Annotated in this window: 16 protein-coding genes and 1 tRNA gene; 14 read left to right on the top strand and 3 right to left on the bottom strand. The window is 59.9% G+C overall.

Features of this window, described 5'->3' with window-relative positions; all coding sequences use genetic code 11:
• Nucleotides 1-166 precede the first annotated feature (166 nt).
• Nucleotides 167-772 (bottom strand): ANTAR domain-containing response regulator, encoded by a 606-nt coding sequence (locus LN996_RS20125; RefSeq protein ID WP_011774540.1) that lies wholly within the window; start codon nt 770-772, stop codon nt 167-169.
• A 198-nt stretch (nt 773-970) separates the two neighbouring features.
• Here LN996_RS20125 and LN996_RS20120 point away from each other — a divergent pair.
• Nucleotides 971-1,052, top strand: a tRNA-Leu gene (locus tag LN996_RS20120).
• Nucleotides 1,053-1,513: 461 nt separating this feature from the next.
• Here LN996_RS20120 and LN996_RS20115 read toward each other — a convergent pair.
• Nucleotides 1,514-2,239: a transposase family protein gene (locus LN996_RS20115; protein ID WP_231342427.1), complete on the bottom strand. Its 726-nt coding sequence runs from the start codon at nt 2,237-2,239 to the stop codon at nt 1,514-1,516.
• Between the two features lie 179 nt (nt 2,240-2,418).
• On the opposite strand from LN996_RS20115, the gene LN996_RS20110 reads away from it, so the two are divergent.
• From LN996_RS20110 to LN996_RS20090, 5 genes are all read left to right on the top strand, one after another.
• Complete coding sequence (locus LN996_RS20110; protein ID WP_231342423.1) at nt 2,419-3,189, top strand: IclR family transcriptional regulator; 771 nt, start codon at nt 2,419-2,421, stop codon at nt 3,187-3,189.
• Between the two features lie 31 nt (nt 3,190-3,220).
• A complete protein-coding gene (locus LN996_RS20105; protein ID WP_231342421.1) occupies nt 3,221-5,248 on the top strand; it encodes a hydantoinase/oxoprolinase family protein in 2,028 nt (675 codons plus the stop codon).
• A complete protein-coding gene (locus LN996_RS20100; RefSeq protein ID WP_231342420.1) occupies nt 5,245-6,933 on the top strand; it encodes a hydantoinase B/oxoprolinase family protein in 1,689 nt (562 codons plus the stop codon). Before LN996_RS20105 ends, LN996_RS20100 begins: the two co-directional genes overlap by 4 nt.
• A gap of 72 nt (nt 6,934-7,005) precedes the next feature.
• Nucleotides 7,006-8,337, top strand: coding sequence for an MFS transporter (locus LN996_RS20095; protein WP_231342419.1), 1,332 nt, complete (start codon nt 7,006-7,008; stop codon nt 8,335-8,337).
• The gene (locus LN996_RS20090) at nt 8,338-9,513 is read left to right on the top strand and encodes an aspartate aminotransferase family protein (protein ID WP_231342418.1); all 1,176 of its coding nucleotides are present in this window, start codon (nt 8,338-8,340) and stop codon (nt 9,511-9,513) included.
• A gap of 176 nt (nt 9,514-9,689) precedes the next feature.
• On the opposite strand, the gene LN996_RS20085 is transcribed toward LN996_RS20090, so the two are convergent.
• The gene (locus LN996_RS20085; RefSeq protein WP_231342415.1) at nt 9,690-10,349 is read right to left on the bottom strand and encodes a TetR/AcrR family transcriptional regulator; all 660 of its coding nucleotides are present in this window, start codon (nt 10,347-10,349) and stop codon (nt 9,690-9,692) included.
• A gap of 225 nt (nt 10,350-10,574) precedes the next feature.
• Between LN996_RS20085 and LN996_RS20080 the strand changes: the two genes are divergently transcribed.
• The 8 genes from LN996_RS20080 (at nt 10,575) to LN996_RS20045 (ending at nt 21,078) form a co-directional block, all read left to right on the top strand.
• Entirely contained in the window at nt 10,575-10,757 is a 183-nt protein-coding gene (locus tag LN996_RS20080) for a hypothetical protein (RefSeq protein WP_231342412.1), read from the top strand.
• A 32-nt stretch (nt 10,758-10,789) separates the two neighbouring features.
• Nucleotides 10,790-12,592, top strand: a complete 1,803-nt coding sequence (locus LN996_RS20075) for a sigma-54-dependent Fis family transcriptional regulator (RefSeq protein ID WP_231342410.1) — start codon at nt 10,790-10,792, stop codon at nt 12,590-12,592.
• Between the two features lie 226 nt (nt 12,593-12,818).
• Complete coding sequence (locus LN996_RS20070; protein ID WP_231342406.1) at nt 12,819-13,766, top strand: C-terminal binding protein; 948 nt, start codon at nt 12,819-12,821, stop codon at nt 13,764-13,766.
• Between the two features lie 106 nt (nt 13,767-13,872).
• The gene (locus LN996_RS20065; protein WP_231342405.1) at nt 13,873-15,075 is read left to right on the top strand and encodes an aspartate aminotransferase family protein; all 1,203 of its coding nucleotides are present in this window, start codon (nt 13,873-13,875) and stop codon (nt 15,073-15,075) included.
• Between the two features lie 2 nt (nt 15,076-15,077).
• Nucleotides 15,078-15,977 carry a fumarylacetoacetate hydrolase family protein gene (locus LN996_RS20060; protein WP_024820596.1) on the top strand — a complete coding sequence of 300 codons (900 nt, stop codon included), beginning with the start codon at nt 15,078-15,080 and terminating at the stop codon, nt 15,975-15,977.
• 30 nt (nt 15,978-16,007) lie between these two features.
• A complete protein-coding gene (locus LN996_RS20055; protein ID WP_231342404.1) occupies nt 16,008-18,098 on the top strand; it encodes a hydantoinase/oxoprolinase family protein in 2,091 nt (696 codons plus the stop codon).
• 2 nt (nt 18,099-18,100) lie between these two features.
• The gene (locus tag LN996_RS20050; protein ID WP_231342403.1) at nt 18,101-19,861 is read left to right on the top strand and encodes a hydantoinase B/oxoprolinase family protein; all 1,761 of its coding nucleotides are present in this window, start codon (nt 18,101-18,103) and stop codon (nt 19,859-19,861) included.
• 83 nt (nt 19,862-19,944) lie between these two features.
• The gene (locus tag LN996_RS20045) at nt 19,945-21,078 is read left to right on the top strand and encodes a Gfo/Idh/MocA family protein (RefSeq protein ID WP_231342402.1); all 1,134 of its coding nucleotides are present in this window, start codon (nt 19,945-19,947) and stop codon (nt 21,076-21,078) included.
• The last annotated feature ends 132 nt before the right edge of the window (nt 21,079-21,210 follow it).

The raw sequence follows: 21,210 nt of genomic DNA, 5'->3' as shown, positions 1-21,210 counted from the left end.
AAAACTCTCCCTCCCCTCTGTTTGCCCCCCGCTTTTATATCCCCCGGGGCCCCCCCGTGGGGGGGGGGGTCTTTTTTTTTTTTTTTTTGGGCCCCTGCCCGCGGGCCCCCCCCCCCGGGGGGGGGGGGGGGGGCCCCCCGTCGTGCGTTGCTTTTTTGGTCCGGTGCTAGTTGACCTGGTTGATGATGGTTTCGGCAACCTCACGCATGCTGAGGCGACGGTCCATGGAGGTCTTCTGGATCCAACGGAACGCTTCCGGCTCGGTCAGGCCCATCTTGGTGGTCAGGAGGCTCTTGGCGCGCTCTACAAGCTTGCGCGTGGCGAACTGCTCCTGGAGGTCGGACACCTCGTTCTCAAGCGCCTTGATTTCTTCATGGCGGGAAAGGGCGATCTCGATGGCCGGGATGAGGTCCGCGGGGGAGAACGGCTTGACGACGTAAGCCATGGCACCGGCGTCGCGTGCGCGTTCCACCAATTCCTTCTGGCTGAAAGCGGTCAGCAGCACAACAGGTGCAATGCGCGCCTTGACGATCTTCTCAGCCGCCGAGATGCCGTCCATAACGGGCATCTTCACATCCATGAGGACAAGGTCAGGCTTGAGTTCCTCGGCCAGCTGCACAGCTTTCTCGCCGTTGTCTGCCTCGCCGACGACGTCGTACCCCTCGCCCTTCAGAATCTCGATAATGTCCAGGCGGATGAGGGTCTCATCCTCGGCTACGACAACGCGTCGGGCCGGCTGGGCTGTGGACGTGGACTCCGTCTGTTCGGTCACGGGATCTCCTTGAAAAGGTTCGGCGGGTTCATGTCCATCTTAGTGTGGACTCTTTGATGGCTGGTTTTTGTTGCATCAGCGCGCCCGGTTCTTTGAATCAGCCTATCTGCATGTAGAGTAGTTTCGCGTGCTGGGAAAGGATCGCGTTGCTCACAGAAATGAGAGCAGTCAGCGAGATTTAACTTCCCGGTAATCCGCGCCCGAGTGGCGGAATTGGCAGACGCGCTGCACTCAAAATGCAGTATCGAAAGGTGTGTGGGTTCGAGTCCCACCTCGGGCACTGTGTTGTCGCAGGTCAGGGGCCTATATGGCCCCTGACTGTGTACAAAACCCCTAAAAGTGTGTACAGCGGCGTAGCGTTTTATGCATGGCCAGCATCTCTAAACGACCCAAAAACTCTTTTTGACATCCGCGTCGTCGCGTCCCCAGGGCGCGGCGGCGCGGCAGTCATTTTCTGAAGATGCATTGATGACTCCCCGCGCCCGGGTCTGGCCGCGCATTCAAGGCGGACGCGGTCAATTTGTGCATGTCTTATCCCGAGGTCTTGGCAGCCGCGCATTGTCATCGCCCTTCCGGTTCTACTCAGGTCACGCCTGTCTGGGGAAAGCCCCGTGACACGGCAGTGAATCCCCTGGTTCCAGCGCGTACCAAACTGCGTCCACCTCTGGCACCGAGCGCCCATCGGGCCTTCGCTACCCGGGCCCTTGATCTCGGCTACCCCAATAGCAGTGGAGTCTTGACTCAAGGGTCTCGGGCCCCGAAGAACAAGGTTGAGCTTGGCCAGTTCCGCCGGTTTGTCGTACCGCAGGTAGCCGACCAGTTCACGAGCCCGGGCCCAATTTTCTGCTCCACGGGAGCGCCGTCGTTCTTGATGCCCGGCCGGGACCGGGTGAAGGTGATCCTATGTTCCTGACAGTAGGCGACCAGGTGATCATTGTTGAAATCCGAATCGTTGTCCGAAGCAAAACCCAGGATCGGGAACGGGAACACCGCGCTGACGTGTTCCAAGGCCTCAAGGACCCACTTGCCGGCTTTGTTCCGCACCGAATGGTTTACCGTCCAGCCGCTGGCGATATCTGCCACCGTCAGGGTGAAACAGAACTCCACGAGGCTGTTGCCGCCCTCGTGTAAAGCTGCCTGTTCATCCGTGATGACCAACTCCATCTCACGGCGCAGCGAGGGCGGCAGCATCGGGGCCAGCAGCTTCCCCGCCGGGGCCCGCAGCACAGCCCAGCACTTGACCAGACCAGGTAACAGCTCGGGAGCGTATACAGGGGCCCTCCCAGGCCTTGGCCTGACGATCTTTAACACCAAAGCGCCGCGCAAGGCCGCCCTGGCATAGTCCCGGTGCCACCCGGTCAACTCGACCGGCTCATCCAAAATCCTGGACTTCGCCTCCCGGGACGCGCCCTGATACGCAAGAGCCTTCTTGGTCAAAGCCTGCCGTTGGGCCATCGTGAGCTCCATGAAACGGGCATAACCCCAGACCGCCACCGACACCCTCAACCACGCCGCTACGAGGAGGTTTTCAAATGAGGAAACGTATCCGGTTGAGCGGAGGTTTTCTATAAGTCAACGCGACTTATTGACGCGGATCACATTCATCCCTATCCTCTTTCAGAACTTACGAAAGGTGTTCGCATATTATGAACTCCGCACCCAGGATTTCAAGCACTGTCAGCACGGCGTTGAGGATCCTTCGCCTGCTATCAACACGCCCAGGAGGCTTCCGGCTCAGCGACGTTGCGGAAGCTTGCAAGATCGGAAAAAGCAGCGCACACGTTCTCCTTTCCACTTTGGTGGAGCAAGGTTTCGTACAAAAGCTGTCCTCTGGCAACTACGGGCTGGGCATTACTGCCTTCGAAGTTGGTTCAGCGGTTCCCGAGAACGTTCGATTCGGGGGAGCGATTGCCCGCCCGATGCGGGAGCTGGCCGACACTTCGGGTGAATCGGTTTCGCTGGCCCTTCTGCATGGTCGCCATGCGGTCATGGTTCAAAGATTTGAAAGTCGACAGATCCTCAGGGCCGAGATTCGCATTGGAACCCGAATGCCGCTCTTCGCTTGCGCATCAGGGAAGTACTTCCTGGCACACATGCCAATGGACGAGGTCAACTCGCTCTACCCCGACAAGGAGCTCCCTCAAGGTGTTTCGTCCGGGCAACTGCGTACAAAGGCCGCCTTGATCGGGCAATTCGAAGAGATCAGGAGCCGTAACTACGCCTCAAACGTTGGCGAATACGCCGATGGCATCAATGGTGTCGCGACAGGTGTCCGGAACGCTTCTGGGGAACTTGTTGCGGCGTTGAGCATCGCAGGTCCGTCTAGCCGATTCGATATCGATTCGTGGACTGAACCGCTACTGTCCACCGCGCATTCCATGTCCCTGATTCACGGGAAGCGCGGCCAGGGAGTCTAACCCCAGCCTCCCAATAATTGAAAGGAACCCGATGACTTTCGTCGCCGGAATAGATGTCGGCGGCACGTTCACCGACGTGCTGCTATACGAAGAAGACAAGCGCAAGCTGCGCCTTGCTAAGGTCTTTTCCACGCCTTCCATGCAGGCAGACGGGCTTCTCAACGGCCTGAACCAATTTGGTGTGCCGCTCTCAGAGTTGGACGCCCTGCTCCATGGGACAACAGTGGCCACCAATGCTGTGCTCGAACGTAAAGGAGCGCGCACAGCTCTCATCACCACACGAGGTTTTAGGGACGTTTTGGAGTTGCGACGCCGGGACCGGCCGACAACCTACGGCCTCACCGGCCAATACACGCCGCTGGTGCCCCGATCACGGTCCTACGAACTCGACGAACGTATTGGATCCGACGGTGAAGTTATCACCCCGCTGTCAGTGGCCGCGCTCCGGGAGCTGGTGAACGTCCTTCGCGAGGACGGGATCGAGTCCGTGGCGGTATGCCTGATCAACAGCTACGCGAACAGCGTCCACGAGCTGAAAGTTGCGGATTTCCTACGGCAGGAAATGCCGGAAATGGCTGTATCCGTCTCCTTCGAAATTTCGCCACAGCTAGGTGAGTATGAGAGGGCGAGTACCACCGCAATCAATGCGTTCGTAACCAAACAGATGTCCCTCTACCTAGGGACTGTCCAGGACCGTATGCGGGCAGAAGGGTTCAATCACGACGTCTTGGTTATGCAGTCCAACGGAGGCGTCATCCCAGCCAAGCAGGCTGGCAAATACGCCGTCCGTACGCTGCTTTCCGGTCCTGCGGCCGGCACCGTTGCCGCGGCGCACTTTGGAAAGGCCGCTGGCCTCCCTGATGTGATTTCCTGCGATATGGGTGGCACAAGCTTCGACGTCGCACTCATTCCCGGGGCTCTTCCGTCTGTAACCAGTGAGAGCGAGATTGAGTATGGACTGCCCCTGAAGCTGCCGATGATCGACATCAAAACGATCGGTGCCGGCGGCGGATCGATTGCCAGTATCGATAGGGCGGGAATTCTTCAGGTCGGTCCGGAGAGCGCAGGGTCGTTCCCGGGCCCCGCGTGTTACGGCCGCGGCGGGACTCGGCCGACCATCAGCGATGCGAACATGGTTCTGGGCCGAATCGCTGCGACTCAGACGCTAGGAACACAGGATGGGTTCCAGCTCGATTACGAGGCGGCATGGATGGCCATTGAAAACGACATTGCCATTCCGCTCGGACTCAGCGTTCCCGACGCCGCGTTGGCCATTGTCCGCATTGCCAACGAAATGATGGCTAACGCCATACGTATGGTCAGCGTTGACAAGGGGCATGATCCGAGAAGATTTTCGCTCGTCGGGTTCGGGGGAGCGGGGCCGTTGCACATAGCCGAACTCGCCCGGTCCATCGGGGCCACCAAAGTCATCATTCCTCCCCACCCAGGAGCGCTCAGCGCGTTCGGCTGCCTGATGGGGGATATCAAGTACGACTTCATGACGGCCATCACCTCGGACGTCGACAACTGTTCCCCCGACTACGTGCGGACCGTTCTTGTCGGGCACCGTCAGGAAGGAGAAGGCAAACTTCACTCCGAGGGCTTCGAGAACAGTGACATCGAAGTTCACCACATTGCAGTGTTGAGTTACGCCAAGCAGATGTACACGATCGACGTCCCGCTTGGCGCCCAGGAAGACGGGTGGTCGCCGGAAGCCCTGACTGAGGCGTTCCGTGCAAAGTACGCGGAGACCTTCGGGAGCCGGCAACGAAGTGGCGCGATAAACCTGGTTTCCCTGCGGACGGTAGTTACAGGACTGCGGAATGACGTCGACTTCGAAGCGCCGCAGCCGGTCCCAGGCGTCGAAAGCTCCAGGACGGTGATATTCGACGACGGCGAACATGAAGTGCCGGTGTTAAGGCGCGAATCATTCGTCGCTGGCCAGGCCATCGAAGGACCTGCCGTGATTAATCAAACGGATACTACAACAATCCTGCCTCCCCGTAGCGTCGCGATTGTCCAAACCAACGGAAGTCTCGTAGTTGAGGTAGCAGCATGACTCACGAAATTGACCCTCTGACCCTTGCCGTCATCCGTGGCAGGCTGGAACAGATTGCGGATGAAATGGATACGGTCTTCGAACGGATGGCGTTCTCTCCTGTCATCTCGGACGCTTGGGATCGCGCCGATGGAATCTACTCGGCAACTGACGGAAGCATGATCGTGCAAGGCCTCCGAGGTCTTCCGATCTTTGTGGGAACCATGCAGTACACGGTGGCCTCGGTCATCGAGCAGATTGAGCAGCTGGCACCTGGGGATACATATCTCATCAACGATCCGTTTGCTGGCGGAACGCACATCATGGACACCAAGCTCGTTCGCCCCTTCTACTACAAAGGGGAATTGTTCGCATTCCTAGCGAACACAGGACACTGGCCCGATCTTGGGGGCCGGGTGCCGGGTGGCTTCGGAGCATCTGCAAGCGACTGCTACCAGGAAGGACTGCGTATCCCCGCAGTGAAGCTCTTCAAGGAAGACGTGCTCCAAACTGACATTGTGCGGTTGGTACAGCACAATTCGCGCATCCCGGAGGACGTCATGGGTGACATCGACGCGCAGGCCACAGCGCTTCGTGTAGGTGACAATCGACTGACTGAGCTACTTGATGAATACGGCGTAGACACCGTCAATGCTGTCATTGCACAACTTCGCGATCGAAGCGAAACGCAGATGCGGTCGTATATCTCGGACATTCCCGATGGCCTCTACACTTTCGTCGAAATCATGGACAACGATGGAATCACCGACGAACCGTTGAGGGTAGATGCTCGACTCACGATCCGCGGCGACGAGATGGACATTGATTTCAGTCACTCCTCTGCGCCGTGCACGGGGCCGATGAACTCCGTGAAGGCCGCAACCATTTCCAGCACCTTGGTTGCCATCAAGCATGTCTTCCCGGATATCCCCATTAACTCCGGCATCATGGCGCCGTTGAATTTCAACCTGCCTGAGACAGTGTTCCTCAACGCTCAGCCGCCACGCCCTGTCGCCGGGTGCGCGGCTGAAACCAGCCAGCGCATCATCACAGCCGTTATGGGCGCTTTGGCCAGCGCCGTCCCGGAAATGGTGCCCGCAGGTTCGTCCGCGACAGTTAACAACCTCTCGATGGGAGGCACCGACGAAGACGGAAGCCAATATGTCATGTACGTCTTCCTTGGCGGGGGTTACGGCGGACACCTTCAAGGAGATGGACTATCCAATGGTTGCTCGTTGATGAGCATAGGCCGGGTGCAGTCCATAGAGACCCTGGAGCAGCGCTATCCTGTGCGGTTCAACCGCTACGGGCTGCGTGACGGATCGGCCGGCTTGGGAGAAACTCGCGGAGGTTTCGGCGTTCATTTCGAGTTCGAACTTACGAGTGAGCAGGCCCAGGCCAGTCTGTTGGGGGACCAGTCCAAAACTCCGCCAGTTGGACGTGCCGGTGGAAACAACGGGCTGCCTTCATCGCCGTGGTTCCAGCTGGACGGAAAGAAAGTCGTTCTCCCCATGGTCAGCAAGGGAGAGAACGTCGGACTCAAGAAAGGAGACATCGTGTGTCTTCGAACTCCTGGAGGGGCAGGATACGGAGACCCGGCCAAACGCACGCAAGAAGCCATAGCCCGAGACATCGAGAATGGCTATCTTTCCTCAGAGGCGCCCGCTGAACTGGACGACGCCTTGGCAGATCTCGTCCAGATCTAACCCCCCAATCAGGTGGCAGCTGAGGCTGCAACTTCAGCTGCCACCAACCCACCCATTCTGATAGGACATGCAGTGAGTGATCTCATGTTATCCCCCAAGGAGCAGCAGCAAACCCTCAAGAAAGCCATTATCGGAAGCCTCGTTGGCACCACACTGGAGTGGTACGACTTCTTTCTCTACGGTTCCGCAGCAGCATTGGTTTTCAACAAGGTGTTCTTTCCGTCATTTGACCCTGTTACAGGAACCCTTTTGGCCTTTCTCACTTTTGCCATGGGATTCCTAGCCCGCCCACTGGGCGGGGTCATAGCAGGGCACTTCGGCGACAGGATCGGCCGCAAGAACATCCTGCTCGTGACTATCTCCCTCATGGGAGGTTCGACCGTTGCTATCGGCCTCCTGCCCAGCTACGACGCAGTGGGCCTTCTTGCGCCAATCCTTCTCATCGTGACACGCATGCTCCAAGGCCTGGCCCTGGGCGGCGAATGGGCTGGCGGTGCGCTCATGATCGCGGAACGTGCACCAGACGCACGACGGGGCTTCCTCACGAGTTTTGTCCAGGTTGGGGTGCCCATCGGCACCCTTTTGAGCACCGGTGTTCTGTTCCTGATGTCGTCGATTCAAAGCAATGAGGACTTCATTGCCTGGGGTTGGCGCGTGCCGTTCCTCCTCTCCATCGTGGTCGTCTTCATCGGTATTTACATCCGCCGGCAGGTCACTGAAAGTCCTGCTTTCCTGGCGCTGGAGGAAACCCGTACCGAAGAGCCAAAGAGCCCACCCATCGTGGAGGTATTCCGCAAGCAGTCCAGAGAAGTCTTCAAGATCGTCGGAATTCGAGCCGGTGCGGACATCGTCTACTACACCTGCGTGACCTTCACACTCACGTACGTCGCCCAGACACTGGGCCTGCCGCGGGAAATCGGTCTGATCGCCAGTCTGATTGCTGCAGCCATGCAAATCTTCACCTATCCGTTTTTCGCTGCGCTCAGCGATAAATATGGTCGTCGACGGGTCACGGTGTTCGGCGCAGTTGGCTGCTTGGCCTGGATTTTCGCGTTCTTCCCCATGCTGGATACAAAGAGCAGCGTATTCATCATCCTCGGGGTCGTTCTCGGCCTGTTCTTCCATTCAGCCATGTATGGTGTGCAGGCGGCATGGATCTGTGAACTGTTCGACACCGAACACCGATACAGTGGGGCGTCCATTGGCTACCAGCTCTCCGGCATCGTTGGTGGCAGTCTCGCACCGACGATCTCCCTGTGGCTGCTCAGCACCTTCCACTCAACTCTGTCCATCCAGATCTACGTGGGGCTAGGGTGTCTCATCGTTGCGATCACCGCCCTTGCCACGAGGGAAACACGAGGCACCAGGATTCATCCAACGGTCTCCATAAAGGAGCCCAGCTAAATGGCAGGCGTGCAGATGTCAACGAATTCCGGCCTTTTCCGGGAGGCGCTGCAGTTTCTTCCCGGCGGGAATACCCGATCGACGCTCTTCGTCCCGCCTAGTGCGCCGTACGCAGCATATGGTGACGGCGCACGCATAACCGACGTAGACGGGCACAAGGTCATCGATTGCAACAACAACTACACATCTCTGATCCACGGCCATAAGTTTCGGCCTGTGCTCGATAAGGTCCACGAGATAGTTGAACACGGCACGTCCTTCGGATTGCCGACCGAATCCGAAATCCGGCTCGCGGAAGAGCTCAGTAAGAGACTGCCGGCAGCCGAGCAGTGGCGCTTTGTCAATTCAGGGACAGAGGCGGTGATGCACGCAATGCGGATCGCTAGGGCCCATACGAACAGAGATGTGATTGTGCGTTTCGTCGGAAGTTATCACGGAACCTCGGACGCGGTTGTCGACTTGAACATGCCGGGAATACCACGGAGCGTGGCTGATTCAGTAGTCACTATGCCTATCGGAGACGCATGGCAGTTCAAGGCATTTATGCGGGAACGGGGTCGGGATGTGGCAGCAGTTCTCATTGACTTGATGCCGAACCGTGCCGGACTTCAACCTGCCAACGATTCATTCGTGTCATTAGTCCGCGAAGAAACCAAACTGCACGATGCCCTGCTCATTATTGATGAGGTCATCACCTTCAGGTCAAGTTTTGGAGGTTTGCAGGGTGTTTACGAGGTCGAACCTGACCTTACAACCCTTGGCAAAGTCATCGGAGGCGGGTTTCCCGTCGGAGCGGTTGGCGGGAAACCCGCCGTCATGGACGTTACCAATCCAGCATTGCCCGGCACCATTGCATGGGGTGGCACCTTCAGCGCCAATCCTGTAACCATGAATGCCGGATTAGTTGCCCTGGACTACTTCCAGCAGCATGACATTACCAAGCTCAACGCGAAAGGCGACGCGCTCCGCGAGGCATTCCTGCAGGCGGGGATTCAGTGCAACGGATTCGGATCGCTCATAAGGATCTTTCCAGCCGACATGACTACTACGTGGTGGAAGGCTTACCGGGAAGGGGTGCTTCTGGGTACGTCTGGACTGATTGCGCTGTCGACAGCTATGGATGAGGGCGTCATTGAAGAGATCCTTCAGTGCGTCATCAGAATCAGCCAGCAGTAGTCGAACCTGGGAGACCCGGGTGTCGGAAACTGGTTGTAGGCACCAGGCACCAGGCACCAGGCACCAGGCAGCCGCCGTAGCCCCGAGGTAAAGCTAATCTGAAAGGCGCGGAACCTGCGTTCCGTGCCTTTCAGATCACGGGAATCCATACTCCTGCCCGGGGGGAGAGGAGGGTGCTACGGTTCGCCGGGCAGTTCGGCCCCAAGAATGATGCGGGACACTTGCACCGCTTTGTCGGCCATGATGCCGAGTTCCGCGTCGTTATAGTTGCCAGGAGCCCATCGCGTAGCACCCTCCAGCAGGGTCACCACAATCCGGACCTTTTCTTCGGGATGTGGGTGGCCCATGTCCCGGGCGGCGGCGGCGTACATGTTTTCGTGGAGTGCAACCCAGTCATCCACTTGGGCCCGCAGGTCTGCGGGAAGGATCGAGGCCATCCTGTCGGTTGCCACGAGCAGGTCCCACAGATTGCTTTCGGGAAGCCTGACCTGTCTGGTGAAATGCAGCCTCACCATGGCGTCCCAGAAGTCATCTGCTGATTCAGCGTGATCAACGGCCTCGAGAAGAGCCGTGCCGAAACGGTGAAAGTGCCAGCGCAGTGATTCCGCGACGATTTCGTCCCTGCCGTTGGGGAAATGCGAGTAGAGGCTCGGCGGTTTGATGTTGACGGCGTTGGCGATGGTCCGCATGGAGACTGAACTGAACCCGTTGGCGATGGCTAGTTGCAGAAAGGCCTCGAGTATGTGGCGTCTTGAAGCCCCCTGGCCGGCCCAATCCCATTCTTCCAAGCGGTGGGCGAAGGTGTCGCGGGCGGCCTTGTAGGAGGAACTGCTCATGCTTTGACCCTAACAGTCGTGGGGGTTGACCCTTCGGAAGCGGTCCATCGCCGTGGCACATTAAACATGGTCCAACTTTACGCAAACTCTTGGCTAACGACCATTAGTTAGCTACCCTGAAAGAGGCAAGACCAGCACGGCTGGTTTCGCCGCTATCAGCGCCTTAACAGAGAGGAACGGATCATGTTGGTCGAAGATTCGAACCGGGGGGCCAAAGGAAGCAACATGACCTTTGGCAGTGGGCTTTCTGGCATGGTCGCCGCCTACATCAGCGCCCGCGCGCTGGAAGACGATGCGGCTCACAACGACAACTGGCAAGCGCAGCAAGCCTTCCACCCCAAGGGTCAGGGCCGGGGACGGACGTGGCTTGGCTCCCGCCGCCGCGGTGGTACCGCCGTCGTTTCTTAAATACCTGGCTCCAGCAGAAAGAACCAACTGACATGTCCTCTGCCGAAGTACTTTCCCCTTGGGTGCCGCGCGAGCCGCTGCTGCAAATCAACCGGCTACGCGAACTCTTCCTCATGCAGCCCCATGCCGACCTCAGCGGAATCCGACCCATCGTGGCTCGCTCCTGGTACAGGAGCAGGGCTGCAGGCGTTGATGCTGTGGCAGACCGAGGCTTCTTTGACGAGGGTCGCGTGGATGAACACACCATCCAGGCAGCGGGCCCACACCTGCAGAAACTGGACGAGGTCGCCGCAGACCTTGGCGGGTACGTCAACCTGACAGCGCCCAATGGCGTCCTGGTCAAAGCGGACTACCTGCGGGATGACGGCTTCCCCGCCGGATACTCGCTCCTTGAGGAGAGCTGCGGAAGCAACGGTGAAGGTCTCGCGCTTGAAGAAGGACGGGGGGTGTGGCTCGCACCGGAGGAGCACTTCCGTGAGGACATGCGCGGAAACTGGTGTTTTGCTTCCCTCGTCCGCGACCCTTTCCACAACAGGGTTCGGGCCGTCATCGGACTGACTCTACCCGGCAACCGGGTCACTTCCTTGGAGCCATCGTCCACTTTGCTGATGCTGGAAGGGGTAGCCTCCCGGATCGAGCGTGACATTGAGGTACGGACCTCATCCAGGGAACGCGCTCTGCTCAGCGAATACCTGAGGATCTCCCGACGCCGTGGCAACCGGGCAGTGATTGCCCTGGACGGCAAGAACTCCCTCCTCAACGCAACAGCAACGGCGACCTTGGAGGACGGCGACGTCTCCGTCATCTCCGGGTATGCGAAAGCGGTCATGTCCTCCGGCCGCGAACTCAACTGTGAGGTCTCGCTCCAGGGGCCTGGGATCTCCACCCTGGAAGTTTCGCCCGTGACCTTATCTGCAGCCAACGTAGGGGCAATCGTGGTGGTCCGCCCACACTCACCCACGAAGGAACGTCCAACCCAACCCCATAGCGACGAGGTAAAGCCGCAGGCTGCCTTGCCGGATGCAGCGGACAGAATCGTGAAGCATCTTGACGGGACGAGCATGGGCTTCAAGCGGACCTTGAGCCTTGCCCGGAAGGCTGTGGAGCAGGAGCGTTCTGTTGTCATCATTGGTGAGTTGGGTAGCGGTAAACGCCGGCTTGCGGGCGCAATTGCCGACACTCGTGGGCAGCACGTAGTGGTCGATGCCAGGGGTGGCTCTCTACGGAATAACCAACTCCGGGATGTGATCCATCGGGTATCCACCGAACTGCCATCAACATTGATCGTCGAACATGCCGACGAACTTTCACAGAACGAGGCAGCAGAGCTCGCCCGGAACCTTAGGGGCAATGCCACCACCAAGCTTGCTTTCACCATCACACATCCAACCGATGCCACCTTGATACTCTCGGAGGCGTTCAACGTCTTGGAGATTTCGGTTGAGCCGCTACGCAACAGACGTGAGGACATTCCGCAGCTTGCGGTAGCTATTGCTGAAGAGATGGGAGACCGGAGGTTATCCCGACGGCTTCTTACAACGCTGACGCATGCTGACTGGCCGCGAAACATCGACCAGCTCCGAGCCGTAGTGTCCAACGCCGTTGAACGCGCCAGTGGAGCAGAAGTAACCGTAGACGACCTCCCGCAGGGGTTTCATCGGGTTCTGACCAAGGGGCGGCTGTCCCGTCTGGAGGACGCCGAACTCAGCGAGCTGCGAACTGCACTGCAGGAGGCATCGGGTAACAGGAGCCTCGCGGCAGAGACCTTGCAGATTGGACGCTCCACCCTCTACCGCCGGATGGACTACTTCCGCAGTAGAGGCTTCGACCTCTAACCCCGAAACCGTGTAGTGAAGCAGCCGGCCGCCGCTAGTGGCCGGCTGCTTTTGGGCTGTGCCCACCCTGACGGCAACTGGTGGGACACTGTCCCACCTCAGTGTCTCGAATTGGCACGGATGAACCTTCACATATCGCGTTGTACTTGAAATCACCCGGACACCGGCACCCTTCCAACGGGTGCTCGGCAGATGAAAAGGGTACTCAACGAACAGGACGACGACTATGACCCGCGATGCCCAGGGAACCATTCTTGTGGCCCCCCATCACTTTCCGAACCTTGACCGCGAGCACGCACTCGCAAAGGAGTTCGGTTACACACTCAACCCGGCGGCCGACGTCGAAGCCTTCCGTCAAGGCCTTCCCGAAGCCGACATCGTCATGATCACCCCCTACGCGAAACTCACAGCCGCGGACTTCCCGGTGATGTCCAAATGCAAGGCTGTCATCAGGTATGGCATTGGCTACGACAACATCGATGTTGACGCAGCCACTGCAGCGGACATTCCCGTGTCCATTGTCCCGGGCACCGCTTCGGAGGAAGTGGCCTCGCACGCGTTCGCGATGGGGTTGGCATTGGCCCGCCGTCTGCCGGCAGGCAACGCCTCGATCCAGAACCTCGGTTGGGCCGGGACCATCGGCTACGACACCCCGGTTCTGTCCGAACTCGAGGTCGGGGTCCTGGGGATGGGCCGCATTGGTCAACACGTTGCCCGCATGTATCAAGCCGTCGGGGCACGGGTCCGGGCCTACGACCCGTTCGTGACTGAGAGCTTTGTGGAGCTGACCTCCTTGGACGACATCCTGGAAAACTCCGACGTCGTCTCGCTCCACCTGCCGCTGTCCGCGGATACCGCAAACCTGATCTCCAAGGACGTTCTGGCGCGCATGCGTAGGGGCGCAGTAGTGGTCAACGTATCCCGCGGCGGTCTCATTGAGGAATCAGCCCTTGCCGAGGCACTCACCTCGGGCCACATTGCAGGTGCTGGCATCGACACCTTTGCCGAAGAGCCGCTTGGGGCTGAGCACCCGCTCCGCACAGCACCCAACACCATCCTGACGCCCCATATTGCCTGGCGTTCCAACCGCTCCACAGGTGCACTTCAGGAGGGCGCCGTTGAACGTGTCCGCTTGGCCCTGACCGGGCAGCCGCTCATCGACCTCGTGAACTGAAAAGACTGGAGAGAACCAAGTGGGAACAGAACACCAGAAAACCATCACACAAAGCCACCCTTTGGAGGATCCACATCTGCGCAGGGGGCCTCGTGGATTCCCCTTGTTGCCTGGCGGTTACGGCCGCTCGACCTATTACACGGGAGCGCCGAGCCCGTACGCCATCCGGGGCGAGGGCTACCGGGTCTGGGATGACCGTGGTCATGAACTGATCGACGCGAACAACAACTTCACCTCCTTGATTCACGGGAACGCGCACCCTGAAATAACGGAGGCAGCGACCAAAGCGCTCACCGCCGGCGCCAGCTGGGGAATCCCCAACCTCTACGAGTGGGAACTGGCAGACCTCCTGCTTTCCCGCCTGCCTGAGCTCGACCAGGTACGGTTCGCCAACTCCGGCACCGAGGCCGTGATGTCCGCAATCCGCATCGCCCGGGCGAGCACCGGACGCGAACGAGTCATCGTCACCAAGGGCGGCTACCACGGAACATCCGACGTGGCATTGGTCCCGGGTGGCCCTGCCTACCAGCGTGGAGTAACCCGTGGCGTGATCAACGATGTCACCGCGGTTCCCCTCAACGACGTCGATGTCCTGCGCCAGGAAGTTGAAGCAGCACCGGACTCCTACGCAGCCATCATTCTGGACCTGTTGCCCAACAGAGCCGGCCTCCTCCGGATCTCCGAGGAGTTCGTGCACACCGCCAGGGACCTCGCGACCCGGTACGGGATCGTCCTGATCATCGACGAGGTCATCAGCCTGCGCCTGGGATTCAACGGCTTCAGCGGTGAATATGGTGTTTCCCCTGACTTGCTCACCACGGGCAAATTGATCGGTGGCGGCTTCCCTGTTGGCGCTGTTGCCGGCAAGGCTGAGCTGATGGCCGAGGTGGATCCGACCCGTCCCGGTAGCTTGCCCCATGGTGGAACTTTCTCCGGCAACCCGGTCAGTATGGCCGCGGGGTCGGTCGCCTTGCGCCTCTTCACTCAAGAGGAAGTAAAAAGGCTGAATCACCTGGGCGACACGACCCGGGACACAGTGAACGCGAAGATCGCCGACGCCGGCTGGGAAGTGCGCGGCCGCGGCTCTCTGCTGCGCGCGGTTCCGGCGGGTGCGGAAAAAGTTGACGAGCAGACTCAGCACGAGCTGTGGTGGGCATCTTACGAGCGCGGCTTGCTCGGTTCACCAGCAAACCTGCTGTCCTTGTCCACCCCTATGGACGAAAAGGTTGCGGGAGACATCGCTGACCGCTTGGCCGACGCCGTGCTGGCCGTGGCAAACCAGAACCCGGCAACGGAAGGCGCGAAGTAACCATGAAGATTGTTTCCTACCACCACGAATCGGGCGTCCGCGGGGGAGTCCTCATCGACGATGCCGTCTATGACCTGGAGCTGCTCCTTCAAGGCTCCACAGAAGCCATCCACGGAGCCACGACTTCCGTCCGTGAGTTCCTGTCACTCTACGGTGACCGGATCCCTGCCATTTCCTCCGGCATTACAGCACTTGCCTCCGAGGACCCCGTGGCCCGCGTCGGCGCATTGAACGAGGTCCGGTTGACCACACCCATCACCGATCCGGCCAAGGTTCTGTGCATTGGACTCAATTACAAAGACCACGTTGCCGAAACCGGGCGTGCTTTCCCCGAATATCCGGACGTCTTCGCCAAATTCGCCTCCACCATGATTGGCCCCGAGGACGAGATCGGCGGCGCCCAGATCAGCAATAACCTCGATTTCGAAGGAGAAGTTGCCGTCATCATAGGACGGCGGGCGGCTGAGGTCTCCGAGGACGAAGCCTTGGATTATGTCGCAGCCCTTGCGCCTCTCAACGATGTCACGGCACGCGATCTCCAGTACCGCGGGACCCAGTGGCTGGCTGGTAAGGCCGTGGACGGTTCAACCCCGTGGGGTCCCGCCATTGTCACGCTGGATGAAGTGGGAGACCCGCAAAAGCTGGACATCGCGACACGGGTCAATGGCATCGAAGTGCAGCGCTCGAATACCGAGCATCAGATCTTCTCCATAGCCCGCATCGTCTCCTACCTTTCGAGTTTCCTCACTCTCGAACCAGGAGACGTGATCGCCACAGGCACACCACAAGGCATTGGTGCCAAGCGGAATCCTCCAGTCTGGCTTGAACCGGGCGACACGGTGGAAATCGAGATCGACAAGGTGGGCCTGCTGCGTAACCGCGTCGGCAAGCCCCAGCTTTAACCCCTCCAACTCTAAGAAAGTTAGATGACCATGAGTGAAGTACAGACACAACCAGGTGAAGCGAGGTACCGCATCGCCGTCGATACCGGTGGCACGTTTACGGACGTGGTGGTCGGCTCGAACACAGGCGACATGGCGGTCGGCAAGGCCCTAACCACCTATGACCGCGTTTTCACTGGCTTTGAAGCCTCAGTCCGCAGGGCTGCCGAGTCGGTTGGCTGGAGCGGCGATGACGTCCTGCGCAATGCAGACGTGATTGTTTACGGCACAACGCACGCAACCAACGCAGTTCTCACCGGCAAGGTGGCCAAGACTGCTCTCTTGACCACTGACGGATTCGCCGACACCCTCCTGCTTCGCGAAGGCGGACGCCGGGATGCTTTTGACTCCAAAGCTGCCTACCCTCCGCCGTACATCCCGCGTCACTTGACCTTCGAAATCACGGAGCGGATTTCCGCCGAGGGTGATGTCCTGGTGCCGCTGGATGAAGCGAAAGTGCGCGAGGTGCTCGGCTCCTTCAAAGAACAGGGAATCGAGGCAGTGGCCGTTTCTTTCCTGTGGTCGATCATCAACGACGCCCACGAGAAGCGCGTGGCGGAACTCATCCAAGAGATCCTTCCCGATGTGCCGTACACGTTGTCCAACGAGGCCAACCCAACAATTCGCGAATACCGCCGTTCCTCGGCCGCGTCGATTGATGCCTCGCTGAAACCGCTGATGGCGGACCACCTTGGCAAATTGCGCTCCGACCTCCAGGAGTACGGGTTTGGCGGTGACCTCTTGGTAGTGACCTCTGAAGGCGCCGTGCTCGACGTCGTAGATGTTCTGGACCGCCCGGTACTGTTGCTGAACTCCGGCCCCTCCATGGCACCACTGGTTGGTGCGGCCGCTGCTCCCGAGCGCGACACTGTGGTGGTCTGCGATATGGGCGGCACCACATTCGACGTGTCCCTGGTTGAACAGGGCGTCGTTCGCCACACTAGGGAAGCCTGGCTGGGAGAGCCCTTTGTGGGCCACCTGACAGGTCTGTCTTCGGTGGCTGTTTCCAGCATTGGCGCCGGCGGTGGCAGCATCGCCTGGATCGACGGCGGCGGTCTGCTTCGGGTGGGTCCGCAAAGTGCCCGGAGTACTCCCGGACCGGCCGCGTATGGTCGCGGTGGCGAGGAACCCACCGTCACGGACGCTTGCGTAGCTTTGGGTTACCTCGACGCTGACGGATTTGAAGGCGGATTCACGCTGAACCGTGAGGCTGCCATCCGCGCCATCGATACCCGCATCGCTGGCCCCTTGAACATGGATACTTTGCAGGCTGCACAGGCCATTTTGGATGTATCCGCCAACCACATGGCAACAGCAATCCGCCAAGCTTCCTTGGAACAGGGTGTTGACCCTCGAGGTGCCCTGATTGTGGCGGGCGGCGGTGCAGGTGCCATGGTGGCGGCCGCCATCGGCGTGCTCCTGGAAGCTGATACGGTCCTGATTCCCGCGACCGCGGGCGTGCTCGCTGCCTACGGCGCGCATCGCGCTCCGATTGCTACGGAATTTCTCTCGCCCTTGCACAACGACACCCGTAGCTTCGACGCTGGCTCCGCTTCGCGGGCCGTTGAGGAGCTAACGGGCAAGGCAGAGGTATTCGCCAAGAGGTTCGATGGTGTGGGCGCTGCTCCCAGCGTCACCTATTTTGTTGACGCCCGCTACCCGGGCCAGGCCTGGGACTTGCGTGTGTACTTGGACGCTGCGCCCGATACCGCCAGTGATGCAGCGGGCATCGTTGAGCGTGCCTTCCACGAAGAGCACGATCGCCGCAACGGCACGCACGATCCGGACAGCCGCGTGGAGATCATCACGTGGGGCGTCAGGGTCGAAATCCCGCGGCCTGAGCTGACCAAAGATCAAGCCGAAGTGGGCCGTGGGACTGAAGTCCACCGCACGGACTCCATTGTGTTCGGGGGCGAAAGTTTCAGCACCCAGCGATACCGCGGAGTCACCCTTGCCCCCCGGGACAAGATCGTTGGCCCTGCTGTCATCGACCAGCCCACAACCACCATCGTGGTGCCACCGGAGTGGAACGCCACGCTCGACGAACGATCCAATATCTACCTCACCCGTAAGGAGGCGTAACCATGACGCGCGAATTCGATCCCGTAAAGCTCTCGGTCCTCGCTAATGCATTCGACGGCATTGTCCGCGAGATGACCAACGGCCTGCTGCGTTCCGCCCGTTCCTCTGTCATCAACACTGCCCGCGACTTTTCGTGTGCTGTTCTGACCGCTGATAACCAGCTGCTGGCAGCAGCAGAGGGCGTCCCGGTGCACGTCTTCGGTGCCGGACCGCTCGGCGAGGACATGGTGCAGCTGCACGACGACATCCGTGAAGGTGACGCATTCCTGCACAACGATCCCTACATGGGCAACTCGCATGCTGCCGACCATGTGATCCTCGTTCCGATCTTCGTCCATGGACGTCACCTCTTCACGGCCGTCACCAAGGCCCACCAGGCCGACTGCGGCAACTCGCTGCCAACCACCTTCTTCGCCACGGCACGGGATGTGTATGAAGAAGGTGCACTGATCTTCCCGTGTGTCCGTGTTCAGCGTGACCATAAGGACATCGACGACATCATCCGTATGTGCCGGTCCCGCATCCGTGTGCCTGACCAGTGGTACGGGGACTACCTGGCATCGGTCGGTGCGTCGCGCATCGCCGAACGCCGCATTCACGAGCTCGCCGAGAAGTTTGGTGTCGAAGACCTGGTGGACTTCGTGGATGCCTGGTTCGACTACTCGGAACGCCTCACCGCGACTGCGATCGAAACGCTGCCCGAGTACGTCCTCCATGGCTCCTCGGTCCACGATCCCTTCCCCGGAACCAGCGCGGACGGCGTGCACCTGCAGGCAACCGTTGAAGTGAAGCCCAAACAGGGCAAGATCGTCATTGACCTGCGTGACAACCCGGACAATCTCCCCAATGGCCTGAACCTCACAAAGGCCACGGCTACGGGTGCTGCCTTGGCCGGCATCCTCTCCGGCATCCCGGAGAACCTTCCGAGCAACGCGGGCACCTTCCGTCGAGTGGAAGTTCTGCTCCGGGACGGCTGCGCCGTCGGAGTTCCCAAACACCCGTACTCCTGCTCATCGGGCACCACCAACCTCGCCGACCGGGTTGTCAACATCGTTCAAGCCGCGTTCTCCCAAATAGAGGACGGCTACGGCACGGCCGAGGGAGCGGCGGGACAGGCACCGGCAAAATCTGTCATCTCCGGTATAGACGAACGTAACGGCAACGCCTATGTCAACCAGATCCTTGTTGGCGGCGTCGGTGGACCAGCTACACCCTACGTTGACGGCTGGCCTACGTATCAGCGACCCGTCTGCGGCGCACTGCTTTACCACGACAGCGTCGAGGTAGATGAGCAGCGCTACCCCATCTTGGTTCACGAACGCACCCTGGTTGCTGATACCGGGGGAGCAGGAAGGCAACGAGGTGGCCTCGCGACCCGTGTGACCATGGAACCCCGGGGTGAAAGCGTCACGCTGACGTACGGAATCGAGGGCAAGATCAACCCGCCGAAGGGGGTCCGCGGCGGCCACGATGGTACCAAGCCGTCAACCTGGGTTGAGGATCTCACTACCGGTGAACGTCGCGAGATCCCCGTGGTGGGTCGCTACGATCTCCAGTCCGGCGAAAAGGTCGTATCCATCACCCCGGGAGGCGGTGGATACGGTGACCCGCTGGAACGTGACGTACTCGCAGTCCTGGACGACTACCGCGAATCACGGATTTCCCTGGAAGCAGCAGCAGCACAATACGGAGTCATTATTACCGACGGCGGCATTGACGAAGCAGCAACGGCCAAGACGCGCGAATCGCGCCTGGCCAGCTAGAAGTACCAGCCATAGCAACTGATTCCGGGGCGGGGTATAGTCCTCGCCCCGGAAGGTTTCACCAACTACTGACGGAGAATCACATGGAACCCATTCGAGTCGGCATTATCGGCGTCGGAAACGTTCTCAACCAATACCTGGACAAGATCGGTGTCCACCCGGACGTGAACGTCGTGGCACTCGCCGACGTGAACCCGGACGCTGTAAAAGCCCGGGCAGCGGAGTATTCGGTTGCCAAGGCGCTCTCACCGGATGAGCTTCTGGCCGATGACGAGGTTGAGCTGGTCCTGAACCTCACTCCACCCAAGCTCCACGCACCTGTGACACTCCAAGCGATCGCTGCCGGCAAGCACGTCCTCTCGGAAAAGCCGTTCGCTACTTCCCTCGAGGAAGCACAGCAGATTCTGGATGCCGCTCGGGAGGCAGGCGTCAAAGTGGGGTCCGCCCCCACCACCTTCCTTGGCTCCGGCATGCAGACGAGCCGCAAGCTCATCGATGACGGTTGGATCGGAGAGCCTGTAGCCGCTTTCGCATCCTTCGCATGCCGCGGCTACGAGCACTGGCACCCCAACGTTGACCCCTTCTACAGCCCCGGCGCCGGCCCCATGCTGGACATTGGGCCGTACTTGATCACCAACCTGGTGAACTTCTTCGGTCCCGTGAAACGCGTTTCTGCCACAACACCGCGTTCATCTGAGACCCGGCCGCGTCCGGGCAAAGACGGCGAAGTCATCCACATCAAGACTCCGACACACGTCACCGGCACTCTCGACTTCGAGTCCGGTGCGACCGCCACCGTCATGGTGAGTTGGGACATTTGGAATCACAATCTGCCGCATTTGGAGGTCTACGGAACAGGGGGCTCCTTGGCTGCACCGAACCCGGACCACTTTTCCGGCGCTCCCGTGCTGCGACGCGGTGAACCCGGTGACCTGGCCCTGGACATGACTCCTCCGGGTGGAGGCGACTGGCGCGAAACGCCCATCACACATCGGGACGACGCCTACCGGGGCATTGGCTTGGCTGAATTCGGCTATGCCATCCGCAAGGGCTTGGAACCTCGCACAGGAGGGGACTTCGCTTACCACGTACTCGAAGTCCTGCTCGCCTTCGAGGCCTCCTCGGAGCAGGGCCGCCACATCGAGATCGAAAGCACCTGCCAGCGGCCACGTCCACTGCCTTCTGTGGGGCCGCAGGAGCCCTACCGCTTCGACTAAAAAGTCACCAAGAAACAGCAGCCCCCCCCGGGGGGCCCCAGCCACCCCCCGGGGGGGGGGTTTTGTTTTTGTTTTAAAATATTGAGTAAAAAAAAAGAAGCGGCGCGCCCCGCCCCCGGGATTGGTGAAAGA

The sequence above is a fragment of the Arthrobacter sp. AK01 genome (assembly GCF_021109375.1).
Lineage (GTDB): Bacteria > Actinomycetota > Actinomycetes > Actinomycetales > Micrococcaceae > Arthrobacter.
This window is presented reverse-complemented; position numbering and strand designations above follow the sequence as displayed.